General features: G+C 46.3%; 23 protein-coding genes. All 23 read right to left on the bottom strand.

Annotated features, from left to right (window positions below; translation table 11 throughout):
• Positions 1–6: 6 nt before the first annotated feature.
• Complete coding sequence (gene rpsE / locus MKY48_RS30215) at positions 7–504, bottom strand: 30S ribosomal protein S5 (RefSeq protein WP_009589212.1); 498 nt, start codon at positions 502–504, stop codon at positions 7–9.
• Positions 505–530: 26 nt separating this feature from the next.
• On the bottom strand, positions 531–899 hold the full coding sequence (gene rplR / locus MKY48_RS30220; RefSeq protein ID WP_076326219.1) for a 50S ribosomal protein L18: 369 nt from the start codon (positions 897–899) through the stop codon (positions 531–533).
• 111 nt (positions 900–1010) lie between these two features.
• Positions 1011–1553 (bottom strand): 50S ribosomal protein L6, encoded by a 543-nt coding sequence (rplF, locus tag MKY48_RS30225; RefSeq protein WP_076326220.1) that lies wholly within the window; start codon positions 1551–1553, stop codon positions 1011–1013.
• 29 nt (positions 1554–1582) lie between these two features.
• Complete coding sequence (gene rpsH, locus MKY48_RS30230) at positions 1583–1981, bottom strand: 30S ribosomal protein S8 (RefSeq protein ID WP_006212908.1); 399 nt, start codon at positions 1979–1981, stop codon at positions 1583–1585.
• A gap of 33 nt (positions 1982–2014) precedes the next feature.
• Positions 2015–2200 (bottom strand): type Z 30S ribosomal protein S14, encoded by a 186-nt coding sequence (locus MKY48_RS30235; protein ID WP_074961883.1) that lies wholly within the window; start codon positions 2198–2200, stop codon positions 2015–2017.
• Positions 2201–2246: 46 nt separating this feature from the next.
• Positions 2247–2789: a 50S ribosomal protein L5 gene (rplE, locus tag MKY48_RS30240; RefSeq protein ID WP_076326221.1), complete on the bottom strand. Its 543-nt coding sequence runs from the start codon at positions 2787–2789 to the stop codon at positions 2247–2249.
• A 28-nt stretch (positions 2790–2817) separates the two neighbouring features.
• A complete protein-coding gene (gene rplX, locus MKY48_RS30245) occupies positions 2818–3174 on the bottom strand; it encodes a 50S ribosomal protein L24 (protein WP_076326222.1) in 357 nt (118 codons plus the stop codon).
• 78 nt (positions 3175–3252) lie between these two features.
• On the bottom strand, positions 3253–3621 hold the full coding sequence (gene rplN, locus MKY48_RS30250; RefSeq protein ID WP_006212911.1) for a 50S ribosomal protein L14: 369 nt from the start codon (positions 3619–3621) through the stop codon (positions 3253–3255).
• 36 nt (positions 3622–3657) lie between these two features.
• Entirely contained in the window at positions 3658–3924 is a 267-nt protein-coding gene (rpsQ, locus tag MKY48_RS30255) for a 30S ribosomal protein S17 (RefSeq protein ID WP_009589223.1), read from the bottom strand.
• A 44-nt stretch (positions 3925–3968) separates the two neighbouring features.
• Positions 3969–4166 (bottom strand): 50S ribosomal protein L29, encoded by a 198-nt coding sequence (gene rpmC / locus MKY48_RS30260; protein WP_007132561.1) that lies wholly within the window; start codon positions 4164–4166, stop codon positions 3969–3971.
• Positions 4156–4590 (bottom strand): 50S ribosomal protein L16, encoded by a 435-nt coding sequence (rplP, locus tag MKY48_RS30265; protein WP_009589221.1) that lies wholly within the window; start codon positions 4588–4590, stop codon positions 4156–4158. The genes rpmC and rplP overlap by 11 nt, the downstream gene beginning before the upstream one ends.
• Before the next feature lie 2 nt (positions 4591–4592).
• Positions 4593–5258, bottom strand: a complete 666-nt coding sequence (rpsC, locus tag MKY48_RS30270) for a 30S ribosomal protein S3 (RefSeq protein WP_006212915.1) — start codon at positions 5256–5258, stop codon at positions 4593–4595.
• Between the two features lie 13 nt (positions 5259–5271).
• On the bottom strand, positions 5272–5604 hold the full coding sequence (gene rplV / locus MKY48_RS30275) for a 50S ribosomal protein L22 (RefSeq protein WP_015737624.1): 333 nt from the start codon (positions 5602–5604) through the stop codon (positions 5272–5274).
• A 36-nt stretch (positions 5605–5640) separates the two neighbouring features.
• Positions 5641–5916 carry a 30S ribosomal protein S19 gene (gene rpsS / locus MKY48_RS30280; RefSeq protein WP_023964919.1) on the bottom strand — a complete coding sequence of 92 codons (276 nt, stop codon included), beginning with the start codon at positions 5914–5916 and terminating at the stop codon, positions 5641–5643.
• Positions 5917–5987: 71 nt separating this feature from the next.
• A complete protein-coding gene (gene rplB / locus MKY48_RS30285; RefSeq protein ID WP_076326223.1) occupies positions 5988–6818 on the bottom strand; it encodes a 50S ribosomal protein L2 in 831 nt (276 codons plus the stop codon).
• Between the two features lie 29 nt (positions 6819–6847).
• Positions 6848–7141 carry a 50S ribosomal protein L23 gene (rplW, locus tag MKY48_RS30290; RefSeq protein WP_006212919.1) on the bottom strand — a complete coding sequence of 98 codons (294 nt, stop codon included), beginning with the start codon at positions 7139–7141 and terminating at the stop codon, positions 6848–6850.
• The gene (gene rplD, locus MKY48_RS30295) at positions 7141–7764 is read right to left on the bottom strand and encodes a 50S ribosomal protein L4 (protein ID WP_076326224.1); all 624 of its coding nucleotides are present in this window, start codon (positions 7762–7764) and stop codon (positions 7141–7143) included. Before rplD ends, rplW begins: the two co-directional genes overlap by 1 nt.
• Before the next feature lie 26 nt (positions 7765–7790).
• Positions 7791–8414 (bottom strand): 50S ribosomal protein L3, encoded by a 624-nt coding sequence (rplC, locus tag MKY48_RS30300; protein WP_076326225.1) that lies wholly within the window; start codon positions 8412–8414, stop codon positions 7791–7793.
• 41 nt (positions 8415–8455) lie between these two features.
• Positions 8456–8764 carry a 30S ribosomal protein S10 gene (gene rpsJ, locus MKY48_RS30305; RefSeq protein ID WP_006212922.1) on the bottom strand — a complete coding sequence of 103 codons (309 nt, stop codon included), beginning with the start codon at positions 8762–8764 and terminating at the stop codon, positions 8456–8458.
• Between the two features lie 457 nt (positions 8765–9221).
• Entirely contained in the window at positions 9222–10412 is a 1191-nt protein-coding gene (gene tuf, locus MKY48_RS30310) for an elongation factor Tu (protein ID WP_076326226.1), read from the bottom strand.
• Between the two features lie 95 nt (positions 10413–10507).
• Positions 10508–12589 (bottom strand): elongation factor G, encoded by a 2082-nt coding sequence (fusA, locus tag MKY48_RS30315; protein ID WP_339268319.1) that lies wholly within the window; start codon positions 12587–12589, stop codon positions 10508–10510.
• Between the two features lie 48 nt (positions 12590–12637).
• Positions 12638–13108, bottom strand: coding sequence for a 30S ribosomal protein S7 (gene rpsG / locus MKY48_RS30320; protein ID WP_006212929.1), 471 nt, complete (start codon positions 13106–13108; stop codon positions 12638–12640).
• A gap of 53 nt (positions 13109–13161) precedes the next feature.
• Positions 13162–13581 carry a 30S ribosomal protein S12 gene (rpsL, locus tag MKY48_RS30325; RefSeq protein WP_006212930.1) on the bottom strand — a complete coding sequence of 140 codons (420 nt, stop codon included), beginning with the start codon at positions 13579–13581 and terminating at the stop codon, positions 13162–13164.
• Between the last annotated feature and the right edge of the window lie 56 nt (positions 13582–13637).

Raw genomic sequence — 13637 nt, forward strand, 5'->3', positions numbered from 1 at the left:
CCCTCCTTAACCCAACAGCTCTTCGACGGATTTGCCGCGAAGCTTGGCAACATCTTCAACACGCTTCAGGCGGGACAATCCCTCCAAAGTCGCATTGACCATGTTCATGGAGTTCGAAGAACCTAGAGATTTTGTCAAAATGTCGCCTACGCCAGCCAGTTCAAGTACTGCACGAACCGGTCCGCCAGCGATAACTCCAGTACCTTCAGATGCCGGCTTCAACAATACTCGGCCTGCTCCGAAGTGACCTGTTACGAGGTGAGGAATAGTTGTTCCAACAAGTGGAATGTGAATCAGGTTTTTCTTAGCATCTTCAATACCTTTGCGGATTGCATCCGGTACTTCGCCTGCTTTACCGATACCTGCTCCTACCCAACCTTTGCCATCACCGACAACTACCAGTGCGCTAAAGCTAAAGCGACGTCCGCCTTTTACAACTTTAGCAACGCGGTTAATGTTTACTACTCTTTCAGTCAGTTCTAAAGTGTTAGGATCTACACGCAAGTCGTTTACCTCCTTTTGAAAATATCTTAGAATTCAAGGCCTGCCTCGCGAGCTGCCTCTGCAAGTGCTTGAATACGTCCATGATACAAGTATCCACCGCGATCGAATACGATCACTTTGTAACCTTTGTCTGCAGCACGTTTTGCAACGAGTTCGCCGACTTTACGAGCGGATTCAACGCTTCCGCCGTTCTTGATATCAGTAGCCAATTCTTTATCCAACGTAGAAGCTGATGCCAAAGTCACGCCAGCCACATCGTCGATCAATTGAGCATAGATGTGTTTCGAAGAACGGAACACGTTCAGACGTGGACGTTCTGCTGTGCCTTGGATTTTCTTACGGACACGCAGGTGTCTTTTCAGACGAGCTTTGTTCTTGTCTTGTTTCGTGATCATGTTTCCATTTCCTCCCTTCAGTTTTGCCTTAAGAGCTTCGCTTTTAGACGCATCGGGTAAGTATGGGAGAAGAAGTAAGTTATCCACCAGGTGAGACCCCGGTTAGCTAACTTATTTCTTCTTACCAGCTTTACCTTCCTTACGGATAATGCGTTCACCTTCGTATTTAATACCTTTACCTTTGTATGGCTCAGGCTCACGTACGGAACGGATCTTAGCTGCGTATGCACCTACGCGCTCTTTATCGATACCGCGAACGGTGATTTTTGTGTTTGTTGGCACTTCGAATTCGATACCAGCTTCCGGTGTAATTTCAACTGGGTGGGAGTAACCCACGTTCAGAACGATTTTATCTCCGGTTTTGCTTGCACGGTACCCGACACCTACCAACTCAAGGTTTTTCGAGAATCCTTCAGTTACACCGTTGACCATATTTGAGACAACGCTGCGGGTCGTGCCGTGAAGAGAGCGATGTGTTTTGTTGTCGGAAGGACGAACAACATTGATCTCGTTGTTTTCTACTGTAATTTGCATGTCTTTATGCAGTTCACGAGTCAAGGTACCTTTAGGTCCTTTTACAGTGATTACAGTGTTATCCAGTGTGACTTCCACACCGTTAGGAATAGCAATTGGTTTACGACCAATACGGGACATTCATTACACCTCCTATCTTGTGACGTTGATTACCATACGTAGCAGAGAACTTCTCCGCCAGCTTTGGATTGACGAGCTTCTTTGTCGGTCATAACTCCCTTAGACGTGGAGATGATCGCAATACCCAAACCACCAAGTACGCGAGGTACTTCGTTGCTCTTCGTGTAAACGCGAAGACCTGGTTTGCTGATTCTTTTCAGACCTGTGATTACACGTTCGTTGTTGGAACCATATTTCAGGAATACACGAATGATCCCTTGTTTATTGTCTTCCACAAACTCTGCATCACGGATGAAGCCTTCACGCTTCAAAATGTCAGCGATTTGTTTTTTAATCGTCGAAGCAGGCATTTCTACTGTTTCGTGGCGAACCGTGTTCGCGTTACGAATACGAGTTAGCATATCTGCAATTGGATCGGACATAGTCATGTAGGATAAACCTCCTTCCCGTTTATAAACTTCTTACCAGCTTGCTTTTTTCACGCCAGGAATCTGGCCTTTATAAGCTAATTCACGGAAACAAATTCTGCAAATTTTAAACTTCTGCAGTACCGAATGTGGGCGACCACAACGTTCACAACGGGTATATGCCCGTACTTTATATTTCGGTGTACGTTGTTGTTTAACTTTCATCGAAGTTTTTGCCACTTAGCCTGACACCTCCTAAATAGTTTCGGAGAAAAGGACAACCGTCTTATTTCGCGAAAGGCATGCCCAGTTGAGCAAGCAGTTCACGGGATTCTTCGTCGGTTTTAGCAGTCGTTACGATAACGATGTCCATACCGCGAACTTTATCCACTTTGTCATACTCAATTTCAGGGAAAATGAGTTGCTCTTTCAGACCGAGCGTATAGTTACCGCGTCCGTCAAATGCTTTCGTGGACACGCCTTGAAAGTCACGTACACGTGGAAGTGTAACGTTGAACAGCTTGTCGAGGAAGTAGTACATACGCTCACCGCGTAGTGTTACCTTCACACCGATAGGCATGTTCTCACGCAGTTTGAATCCCGCGATGGATTTCTTCGCACGGGTGATAACCGGTTTTTGACCAGCAATCAGCTGCATGTCGTTCACAGCGGAATCAAGCACTTTCGAGTTAGCTACAGCGTCACCTACACCCATGTTGACGACAACCTTCTCGATTTTTGGTACTTGCATTACTGTCTTATAGCTAAACTTCTGCATCAGAGCAGGAGTTACTTCGTTCAAAAAACGTTCTTTCATTCTTGCTGCCATGATTCAAGGACCTCCTTTCTAAACCGTCTTATTTATCGATAACTTCTCCGGATCTTTTTGCTACGCGAACTTTTTTACCGTTGTCCAGTACTTTGTAACCGATACGGGTTACTTTTCCGCTCTTCGGATCAACGTGCATAACGTTCGATACATGGATCGGAGCTTCCTTCTCGATGATACCGCCTTGTGGGTTCATTTGGTTTGGCTTCTGGTGCTTCTTGATCATGTTCACACCTTCAACCAAAACACGATTTTCACGAGGGTACGCTGCGATGACACGGCCTTTTTTGCCTTTGTCTTTACCGCTGATGACGATAACAGTATCATCCTTTTTCACGTGCAGTTTGTTGCTATGGGATTCCAGATCTTTTTTCACTTTAGGCATTCGTTACACCTCCTATGACTAGCCAGTTCAACTATTTATCGGGTTCCCGAAAAGTTACGTCACTTTTTGGGGTGTTATTTAGATTACTTCCGGAGCCAAGGAAACGATTTTCATGTAGTCTCTTTCGCGAAGTTCGCGAGCAACTGGTCCGAAAATACGAGTTCCGCGTGGGCTTCTGTCGTCTTTAACAACAACAGCTGCATTCTCGTCAAATGAGATGTAGGATCCGTCTTTACGACGTACAGAACGTTTCGTACGAACGACTACCGCTCTTACTACATCACCCTTTTTGACAACGCCGCCTGGTGTTGCTTGTTTGACGGAACATACGATCAAATCACCGATTTGAGCTGTACGACGACCAGTACCACCCAATACGCGGATACACATCAGTTCCTTCGCACCGGAGTTGTCAGCAACAGCTAAACGTGTAAATGGTTGAATCATTTAAATTTCCTCCTTCCATCAAAAACTGATCATATCTTAGATGATAACCGCTTTTTCAACCACTTCTACCAATCTCCAGCGCTTGTCTTTGGAGAGAGGGCGAGTTTCCATGATTTTAACGGTATCTCCGATTTGAGCTTGATTGTTCTCATCATGCGCTTTAAATTTTTTCGTGTATTTAATGCGTTTGTGATACAAGTCATGCTTCTTATAAGTTTCAACAGCTACAACAATGGTTTTATCCATTTTATCGCTGACAACTTTACCAATTTGCACTTTACGAGCATTGCGTTCTTCGCTCATTTGTTAGCCTCCTTCCTGAATTCAGAACAGTGAGTTCCGTTTCATTAACTAATCCCAAGTTCTCTTTCACGGATAACGGTTTTAGCACGAGCTATTTCTTTGCGAACGTCACGGATCCGAGTCGGGTTGTCAAGCTGGCCTGTGGCCAATTGAAAACGGAGGTTAAAGAGTTCCTCTTTAAATCCGGCGATTTTTTGCTCGATTTCTGCAGTGGTTAAGTTGCGCAGTTCATTAGCTTTCATTTGCTTCACCACCCACTTCTTCTCGTTTCACAAACTTCGTTTTAACAGGCAGCTTGTGAGCGGCGAGACGCATCGCTTCGCGGGCGATTTCCTCGGACACGCCTCCAAGTTCAAACATGATCTTGCCTGGTTTTACAACGGCAACCCATTTCTCTACGTTACCTTTACCGCTACCCATCCGCACTTCGAGAGGCTTTTGAGTAATCGGCTTATCTGGGAAAATCTTGATCCATACTTTACCGCCACGACGAATGTAACGAGTCATCGCGATACGAGCAGCTTCGATCTGACGGTTCGTGATCCAGCCTGGTTCTGTAGCTTGCAGACCGAATTCGCCGAAGTTCAGTTCAGTACCGCCTTTAGCTTGACCTCTCATATGGCCGCGCTGTTGTTTGCGGTGTTTTACACGTTTTGGTACCAACATGATTAGTTGCCTCCTTCCTGAGCAGCTTGTTTCTTAGCCGTAGGAAGAACCTCTCCACGATAGATCCATACTTTCACGCCGATACGGCCGTAAGTCGTATGCGCTTCTGCTGTACCATAGTCGATGTCTGCACGAAGCGTATGAAGTGGAACAGTTCCTTCACTGTAGCCTTCCGTACGAGCAATCTCGGCTCCGCCAAGACGTCCGCTGACCGATGTTTTAATCCCTTTAGCTCCAGAGCGCATAGTTCTTTGAATCGCTTGTTTCAGTGCACGACGGAAAGACACACGACGTTCCAACTGTTGTGCAATGCTTTCAGCAACAAGAATAGCGTCCAGTTCAGGGTTTTTAATTTCAGAAATGTTGATGTGAACTTTTTTACCGCCGGCAATTTTAGTCACTTGTCCGCGCAGTACTTCTACTTCGGAACCACCTTTACCGATAACCATACCAGGCTTCGCAGTGTGGATCGTCACGTTCACACGATTAGCCGCTCTCTCGATTTCGATACGAGATACAGCGGAGTCTTTCAATTTATTTTTCAGGTATTCACGGATTTTCACGTCTTCCAGCAAAAGATCACCGAAGTCTTTGCCTGCATACCATTTGGATTCCCAATCACGGATAATACCGATACGGAGTCCTACTGGATTTACCTTTTGGCCCACACGTTTTCCCTCCTTATTTTTCAGCTACCACCAAAGTAATGTGGCTGGTGCGTTTATTGATCCGGCTTGCACGTCCCATCGCACGCGGGCGGAAACGTTTCATAGTCGGTCCTTGGTTGACATAAGCTTGCGTCACAACCAATTTAGTTACATCCAAAGAGTAGTTATGCTCAGCGTTTGCGATAGCCGAGTTCAAAAGCTTCTCAACAACCGGAGATGCAGCTTTCGGAGTGTGACGAAGAATTGCGATCGCTTCGCCCACTTGCTTACCGCGGATCAAGTCAACAACGAGTTGAGCTTTACGAGGAGCAATACGAATCGATCTAGCATGTGCTTTTGCTTCCATATGTTTAACCTCCTCTCAAACAAAGAGCTTCATTAATTATCTTCTTGTTTTCTTATCATCTTCATGACCTTTGTAAGTACGAGTTGGAGCGAACTCACCCAACTTGTGTCCTACCATGTCCTCTGTTACATATACAGGTACATGTTTACGGCCATCGTATACTCCGAACGTGTGACCGATAAATTGCGGGAAAATAGTGGAGCGGCGGGACCAGGTTTTGATCACAGCCTTTTTGCTTGCGCTGTTCATGTCCTCCACTTTTTTGAGCAGATATCCGTCAATAAAAGGTCCTTTTTTCAAACTACGGCTCATATTGAAATCCTCCCTTCACCAAATTGTCTCGTTACCTTCGAGCCTGTCACGAAGTTATGCACAATCGCGCATTACTTCGTGCGGCGGCGAACGATATATTTGTCAGAAGCTTTACCTTTTTTACGTGTTTTGTAACCAAGGGTTGGTTTACCCCATGGAGACATAGGCGATTTACGTCCGATTGGAGCGCGGCCTTCACCACCACCGTGAGGGTGATCGTTAGGGTTCATTACCACACCACGTACTTCAGGACGTTGTCCAAGCCAGCGGCTACGACCAGCTTTACCGATTTTGATCAACTCATGGTCTTGGTTACCCACAGAACCGATGGTTGCACGGCAAACTTTCAGGATGCGACGAACTTCACCGGAAGAAAGACGAACAGTTACGTACTTATCTTCTTTACCGAGAAGTTGAGCTTCTGTACCAGCAGCACGAACCAATTGTCCGCCTTTACCTGGTTTCAATTCGATGTTGTGGATAACGGTACCTACTGGAATGTTTTCCAGTGGAAGTGAGTTACCAATCTTGATGTCAGCACCTACTCCAGATACTACTTGGTCTCCAACTTTCAGACCTTTAGGAGCGATGATATAACGTTTTTCACCATCTACATAGTGAATCAGAGCGATGTTGGAAGTACGGTTCGGGTCGTATTCGATTGTAGCAACGCGACCTGGAATGCCGTCTTTATTCCGTTTGAAGTCGATGATACGGTATTTACGCTTGTGTCCGCCGCCATGGTGACGAACCGTAATTTTACCTTGGTTGTTACGGCCAGCTGTTTTACTCAGCGGAGCCAGCAACGATTTCTCCGGCTGATTCGTGGTGATTTCTTCGAAAGTCGACACGGACATGTTGCGTCGAGCCGGGGATGTCGGTTTATACTTTTTAATAGGCACTGAATTTTCCCTCCTTACTTAAGAAATTCTTATTCAACCGATTCAAAGAACTCGAGCGGTTTGCTGTCTGGAGCCAAAGTCACGATCGCCTTTTTCCATTCGGTTGTGTAACCGGAATAACGGCCATAACGCTTTGGTTTAGCAGGGACACGCATCGTATTCACGTTCGATACTTTAACTTTAAAAATAGATTCGACAGCTTGCTTGATCTCGGTCTTGTTAGCGCGGATATCCACTTCAAAAGCATATTTCAGCTCTGCCATGTAGTCAGCCGTACGTTCCGTGATCACCGGGCGCTTGATTATATCGCGTGGGTCTTTCATTACGCGAGCACCTCCTCTACCTTCTGAACTGCTTCCTTCGTAATGATCAGTTGATCGTACGACATTACGTCAAGAACATTAATGCCGTCAGCCGCTACGAATTTCACACCAGGAATATTACGTGCGGAAAGGGCTACATTATCATCATAGCTTGGAGCAACGATTAGAGCTTTACGGCCTATTTTCAGGTTGCTAAGGATGTTAGCAAACTCTTTCGTTTTCGGCGTATTCAGCGTCAATTGATCCAATACGATAATTGCGTTGTCAATCACTTTGGAAGACAATGCGGATTTGATAGCCAAACGACGAACTTTCTTAGGAAGTTTAAACGTGTAGCTGCGCGGAGTTGGTCCAAATACCACACCGCCGCCTTTCCATTGTGGAGAACGGATCGAACCTTGACGAGCACGGCCAGTACCTTTTTGTTTCCAAGGCTTACGTCCGCCGCCGCGTACTTCAGAACGTCCTTTTACTTTGTGGGTACCACGACGAAGGGAAGCGCGCTGCAACAATACTGCACTGTGCAGTACGTGTACGTTCGGCTCGATGCCAAACACAGCTTCATTCAATTCTACTTCGCCAACTTGGCTACCGCTGACATTATAAAGTGCTACTTTAGGCATTCTTTGTTCCTCCTTTCTTTAGGCGATTATTTCTTCACCGTTTCTTTGATTTGAACGAAACCTTTTTTAGGTCCAGGAATGGAGCCTTTAACAAGGATTACGTTACGCTCTGTGTCGACTTTGACAACCTCGAGCTTTTGAATCGTAACCGTCTCATTGCCCATGTGACCTGGCAGGCGTTTTCCTTTAGGAACACGGTTTGCCTGGATCGAACCCATGGAACCTGGTCTACGGTGATAACGGGAACCGTGAGACATTGGTCCGCGGCTTTGGCCCCAACGTTTGATTACACCTTGGAAACCTTTACCTTTGGAAATACCCGTTACGTCAACAAATTCGCCTTCTGCGAAGACATCAGCCTTCAGCTCTTGTCCAACCTCGACACTCGCGAGGTCAACACCGCGAATTTCGCGAACGTAGCGCTTAGGCGCAGTGTTTGCTTTTTTCGCATGGCCTGCTTCTGGTTTGTTAGATCTGTTCTCTTTCTTATCAGAGAAACCGACTTGAATCGCTTCGTATCCGTCGTTTTCCAGATCTTTCTTTTGAAGAACAACACAAGGACCTGCTTCGATAACCGTTACAGGAATTACAACACCCTCAGGGGTAAACACTTGAGTCATTCCGAGCTTTCTACCTAAGATACCTTTCATGTTGACACCTCTTTTCTCTTCTCTAATTCATTATGCAATGCTTACAGTTTGATTTCGATATCTACACCGGACGGCAGGTCCAAGCGCATCAAGGCATCCACAGTTTGTGGAGTCGGGTTCACGATGTCGATCAAGCGTTTATGTGTACGCATTTCGAACTGTTCCCGAGAATCCTTATACTTGTGCACCGCACGGAGAATGGTAATTATTTGTTTCTCAGTTGGAAGCGGGATCGGACCGGATACACCAGCACCCGAACGTTTTGCTGTCTCAACAATTTTCTCAGCGGATTGATCAAGAACTCTGTGGTCGTATGCTTTCAAGCGAATACGAATTTTTTGCTTTGCCATTTTATTCCCTCCTTCTATCGCCCAATTTGGTATCGGACATACTCCGCGAAAATTTTCCAACCACCCACCTCATGGCAAAGGGGCCGGGTGTGTCGGTAACCTCTCACATCATCGCAACGTCGCAGAACAACATTCACTATTATATATAAAAGATAGGCGTATTGCAAGCACTAATTCATAATTAATATGTATTTACATCTTTAACCGAAGGTTGCAGAACTTGGCTAATAGATTTCATCGCTTTTCGCATATCATATTGTAACGCACTCTCTATTCTATATAATAGAAAGTTTCGAATTAAATAACTGATATCCATCAGAGAATGTAATCAGATTATTGGGGCTGATCCCTAAAGAAAAGAGCCTGATCCAAAGGATCAGACTCTTTTATCTGGACATCACATTGTTGCTCGTTACAATACACTGTTGCTATATTCAAGGCTATTCGTAAGCCTTAATTATTTAATGATGGAAGCAACGGAACCAGCACCTACGGTACGGCCGCCTTCACGAATGGAGAACTTAGTTCCTTCTTCAATCGCGATTGGGTTGATCAGGTTAACCGTTACAGTGATGTTATCACCAGGCATAACCATTTCAGAACCCTCTGGCAAGTTGATCACACCAGTTACGTCCGTAGTACGGAAGTAGAACTGTGGACGGTAGCCAGTGAAGAAAGGCTTATGACGTCCGCCTTCTTCTTTGCTCAGTACGTATACTTGAGCTGTGAACTCTGTGTGTGGTTTAACGGAAGCAGGCTTAGCAAGTACTTGACCGCGCTCGATTTGAGTACGCTCAACACCACGAAGCAATGCACCGATGTTGTCACCAGCTTGTGCGGAATCCAGCAATTTACGGAACATCTCAACGCCCGTAACAACGGATTTCTTAGTTTCTTCAGCGATACCAACGATTTCGATCTCGTCACCAACTTTGATCGTACCACGCTCTACACGACCTGTAGCAACGGTACCACGACCAGTGATGGAGAATACGTCCTCGACAGGCATCAAGAAAGGCTTGTCAGTGTCGCGCTCAGGCAATGGGATGTACTCGTCGATTGTTTTGAACATTTCAACGATTTTTTGTGCCCATTCGCCATCTGGGTTTTGCAGAGCTTCACGAGCGGAACCACGAGTGATCGGAGTGTCGTCGCCTGGGAAGTCATACTCGTTCAGCAGGTCGCGAACTTCCATCTCAACCAATTCCAAGAGCTCTTCGTCTTCAACCATGTCGCATTTGTTCAAGAATACAACGATGTAAGGAACGCCTACTTGGCGGGACAACAGGATGTGCTCGCGAGTTTGCGGCATTGGGCCGTCAGCTGCGGATACAACCAGGATTGCTCCGTCCATTTGAGCTGCACCAGTGATCATGTTTTTAACATAGTCAGCGTGACCTGGGCAGTCAACGTGCGCATAGTGACGAGCGTCAGTTTCATACTCTACGTGGGAAGTAGAGATTGTGATACCGCGTTCGCGCTCTTCTGGAGCTTTGTCGATTTGATCGAAAGACATTGCAGCACCACCGTAAGTTTTGGACAATACAGATGTGATTGCAGCTGTCAAAGTTGTTTTACCATGGTCAACGTGACCGATAGTACCGATGTTAACATGGGGTTTCGTACGTTCGTATTTAGCCTTTGCCATTTGAACAATTCCTCCTTAAGGGGATATATATGTTGGGCCGGAAGCGGAGTTAACGGGATGTTGGTCCCGCCTCCTATCCAGCAGGTAAAACGTTATTACTCTCCGCCTTTGATCTTGGACACAATTTCATCGGAGATATTCTTAGGAACTTCTTCGTAGTGGGAGATTTCCATGGAGAACACACCGCGTCCTTGTGTACCGGAGCGAAGGGTAGTGGAGTAACCGAACATTTCGGAAAGAGGTACTTTCGCACGGATAATTTGAGTACCACCACGGGAGTCCATACCTTCGATACGTCCACGGCGGGAGTTCAGCATACCCATTACGTCGCCCATGTATTCCTCAGGCACGGTAACTTCAACTTTCATAATAGGCTCGAGCAGGACAGGCTTACACTTGTCTTTAGCTGCTTTCAAAGCCATGGAACCGGCGATTTTAAACGCCATTTCATTGGAGTCAACATCATGGTATGAACCGTCGACGATTGTTGCTTTAACGTCAACAAGCGGGAAGCCGGCGAGTACACCGTTCTTCATTTGCTCTTCAATACCTTGTTGAGCTGGACCAATGTATTCTCTTGGTACAGAACCACCGACAACCTTGCTCTCGAATTGATTACCGCTACCTGCTTCCAGAGGTTCGAACTCAACCCATACGTGACCGTATTGACCACGACCACCGGACTGACGAACGAATTTACCTTCAACGCGAGCTGGTTGACGGAATGTTTCGCGGTAAGCTACCTGTGGTTTACCCACGTTGGTTTCTACTTTGAACTCACGACGCATACGGTCGATGATAATGTCCAAGTGAAGCTCACCCATACCTGCCAGGATCGTTTGGCCTGTTTCTTCATCAGTATGTGCACGAAGAGTTGGATCCTCTTCAGTCAACTTACCGAGAGCTACACCCAATTTATCTTGGTCAGCTTTTGTTTTAGGCTCAACTGCGATTTCGATAACCGGATCAGGGAAGTTCATGGACTCCAAGATAACCGGGTCCTTCTCATCACATAGTGTATCACCTGTACCCGTATCTTTCAAACCTACGGCAGCTGCGATATCTCCGGCGAATACTTCGGAAATTTCTTGACGGCTGTTCGCATGCATTTGAAGGATACGACCAATGCGCTCACGTTTGCCTTTAGTTGCATTCAGTACGTAAGAGCCGGATTGCAGTACACCGGAATATACGCGGAAGAATGTCAGCTTACCAACATAAGGGTCCGTAGCGATTTTGAATGCCAAAGCCGAGAACGGCTCTTCATCGGAAGAATGCCGGATAGCTTCAGTTCCATCTTCATGGGTACCCTTGATGTCTGGAACATCAGTTGGAGCCGGCAAATAATCGATTACGGCATCAAGCATCAACTGAACGCCTTTGTTACGGTAAGAAGATCCACAGATAACTGGGAAGATCTTAACTTCGACAACACCTTTACGCAGAGCAGCTTTCAACTCAGCTATGGTGATTTCTTCACCTTCAAGATATTTCATTGTCAAGTCTTCGTCAAGTTCTGCTACCTTCTCAACAAGCTCGTTGCGAAGCTCTTCCACTTGATCCTTGAATTCTGCTGGAATTTCGGTTTCTTCGATGTTTTGACCAAGGTCATCCTTATACATAAAGGCTTTTTCCTCGATAACATCGATGATGCCAATGAAATCATTCTCTGCACCGATCGGAAGCTGAATCGCTACCGCGTTCGCTTGCAGACGCTCTCTCATATCTTTAACTACGTTCAAGTAGTCGGCACCGATAATATCCATTTTGTTTACGTATGCGATCCGCGGTACACCGTAACGGTCTGCTTGTCTCCAAACCGTCTCCGACTGAGGTTCTACGCCCTCTTTCGCACTGAATACACCTACTGCCCCATCCAATACACGAAGGGAACGTTCAACTTCTACTGTGAAGTCAACGTGCCCCGGGGTGTCGATAATATTAACGCGGTGACCCTTCCAAGAAGCGGTAGTCGCGGCGGAAGTAATGGTAATTCCGCGCTCCTGCTCTTGCTCCATCCAGTCCATAGTAGCGGAACCCTCATGGGTTTCACCGATTTTATGAGTACGGCCTGTGTAGAACAAAATCCGCTCTGTTGTGGTCGTTTTACCAGCATCAATATGCGCCATGATCCCGATATTACGTGTATTTTTCAAGGAGAACTCTCTTGTCGCCATGCGAATAGTCTCCCTTCAAAATTAAAGTGTAAAATTAGTTGCTGAATCCTACCAACGGTAGTGAGCAAACGCTTTGTTCGCTTCAGCCATTTTGTGTGTATCTTCGCGTTTCTTAACGGAAGCGCCTGTGTTGTTGGAAGCATCGATGATCTCAGCCGCCAAACGCTCTTCCATGGTTTTCTCGCCGCGGTTGCGGGAGTAGTTTACGAGCCAACGTAATCCAAGGGATGTACGTCTCTCTGGTTTAACTTCGATTGGAACCTGGTAGTTAGCACCGCCGACACGACGAGCTTTAACTTCCAATACTGGCATGATGTTCTTGATAGCTGCTTCAAACACTTCCATCGGATCATTACCAGTACGTTCCTTGATGATGTTGAACGAATTGTAAAGGATGCTTTGAGCAACACCTCTTTTACCATCCAACATGATGCGGTTGATCAGACGAGTTACCAGCTTGCTGTTATACACTGGATCTGGCAGCACGTCTCTTTTAGTTACTGGACCTTTGCGTGGCATGGATATCCCCCTTTCTTCAGTCATGAGTCATGTTACGAAAACATGAGCATCAATTAGCTTTTTGCTTTAGGACGCTTCGTGCCGTATTTGGAACGAGCTTGCATCCGGTTGTTTACACCAGCGGTATCAAGTGCGCCGCGAACGATATGGTAACGTACACCCGGAAGGTCTTTTACCCGTCCACCGCGAACCAATACAACACTGTGCTCTTGCAAGTTATGTCCGATACCCGGAATGTAAGCCGTCACCTCAATGCGGTTCGTCAAGCGAACACGAGCATATTTACGAAGTGCGGAGTTCGGTTTTTTCGGCGTCATTGTGCCTACACGAGTGCATACACCGCGTTTTTGCGGAGCGCTCAAGTCGGTCTCCTCACGTTTCAAAGCGTTAAAACCTTTTTGAAGAGCTGGAGATTTCGATTTGTAAACTTTAGCTTGACGGCCCTTGCGAACCAGTTGGTTAATTGTTGGCATGCTAGCCACCCCCTTCCCGTATTTATCATCCTAATTACAACCCCGTTTAAGTCCAC

This window comes from Paenibacillus sp. FSL W8-0187 (genome assembly GCF_037969755.1).
In the GTDB taxonomy this organism is placed as follows: Bacteria; Bacillota; Bacilli; order Paenibacillales; family Paenibacillaceae; genus Paenibacillus_AQ.

Excerpts from the sequence above, each read along its gene's own strand:
- rplR (WP_076326219.1), bottom strand. The coding sequence starts at position 899 with ATGATCACGAAACAAGACAAGAACAAAGCTCGTCTGAAAAGACACCTG.
- rplF (WP_076326220.1), bottom strand. The coding sequence starts at position 1,553 with ATGTCCCGTATTGGTCGTAAACCAATTGCTATTCCTAACGGTGTGGAA.
- rpsH (WP_006212908.1), bottom strand. The coding sequence starts at position 1,981 with ATGACTATGTCCGATCCAATTGCAGATATGCTAACTCGTATTCGTAAC.
- rplE (WP_076326221.1), bottom strand. The coding sequence starts at position 2,789 with ATGGCAGCAAGAATGAAAGAACGTTTTTTGAACGAAGTAACTCCTGCT.
- rplX (WP_076326222.1), bottom strand. The coding sequence starts at position 3,174 with ATGCCTAAAGTGAAAAAAGATCTGGAATCCCATAGCAACAAACTGCAC.
- rplN (WP_006212911.1), bottom strand. The coding sequence starts at position 3,621 with ATGATTCAACCATTTACACGTTTAGCTGTTGCTGACAACTCCGGTGCG.
- rpsQ (WP_009589223.1), bottom strand. The coding sequence starts at position 3,924 with ATGAGCGAAGAACGCAATGCTCGTAAAGTGCAAATTGGTAAAGTTGTC.
- rpmC (WP_007132561.1), bottom strand. The coding sequence starts at position 4,166 with ATGAAAGCTAATGAACTGCGCAACTTAACCACTGCAGAAATCGAGCAA.
- rplP (WP_009589221.1), bottom strand. The coding sequence starts at position 4,590 with ATGTTGGTACCAAAACGTGTAAAACACCGCAAACAACAGCGCGGCCAT.
- rplV (WP_015737624.1), bottom strand. The coding sequence starts at position 5,604 with ATGGAAGCAAAAGCACATGCTAGATCGATTCGTATTGCTCCTCGTAAA.
- rpsS (WP_023964919.1), bottom strand. The coding sequence starts at position 5,916 with ATGAGCCGTAGTTTGAAAAAAGGACCTTTTATTGACGGATATCTGCTC.
- rplW (WP_006212919.1), bottom strand. The coding sequence starts at position 7,141 with ATGAAAGACCCACGCGATATAATCAAGCGCCCGGTGATCACGGAACGT.
- rplD (WP_076326224.1), bottom strand. The coding sequence starts at position 7,764 with ATGCCTAAAGTAGCACTTTATAATGTCAGCGGTAGCCAAGTTGGCGAA.
- rplC (WP_076326225.1), bottom strand. The coding sequence starts at position 8,414 with ATGAAAGGTATCTTAGGTAGAAAGCTCGGAATGACTCAAGTGTTTACC.
- rpsJ (WP_006212922.1), bottom strand. The coding sequence starts at position 8,764 with ATGGCAAAGCAAAAAATTCGTATTCGCTTGAAAGCATACGACCACAGA.
- tuf (WP_076326226.1), bottom strand. The coding sequence starts at position 10,412 with ATGGCAAAGGCTAAATACGAACGTACGAAACCCCATGTTAACATCGGT.
- fusA (WP_339268319.1), bottom strand. The coding sequence starts at position 12,589 with ATGGCGACAAGAGAGTTCTCCTTGAAAAATACACGTAATATCGGGATC.
- rpsG (WP_006212929.1), bottom strand. The coding sequence starts at position 13,108 with ATGCCACGCAAAGGTCCAGTAACTAAAAGAGACGTGCTGCCAGATCCA.
- rpsL (WP_006212930.1), bottom strand. The coding sequence starts at position 13,581 with ATGCCAACAATTAACCAACTGGTTCGCAAGGGCCGTCAAGCTAAAGTT.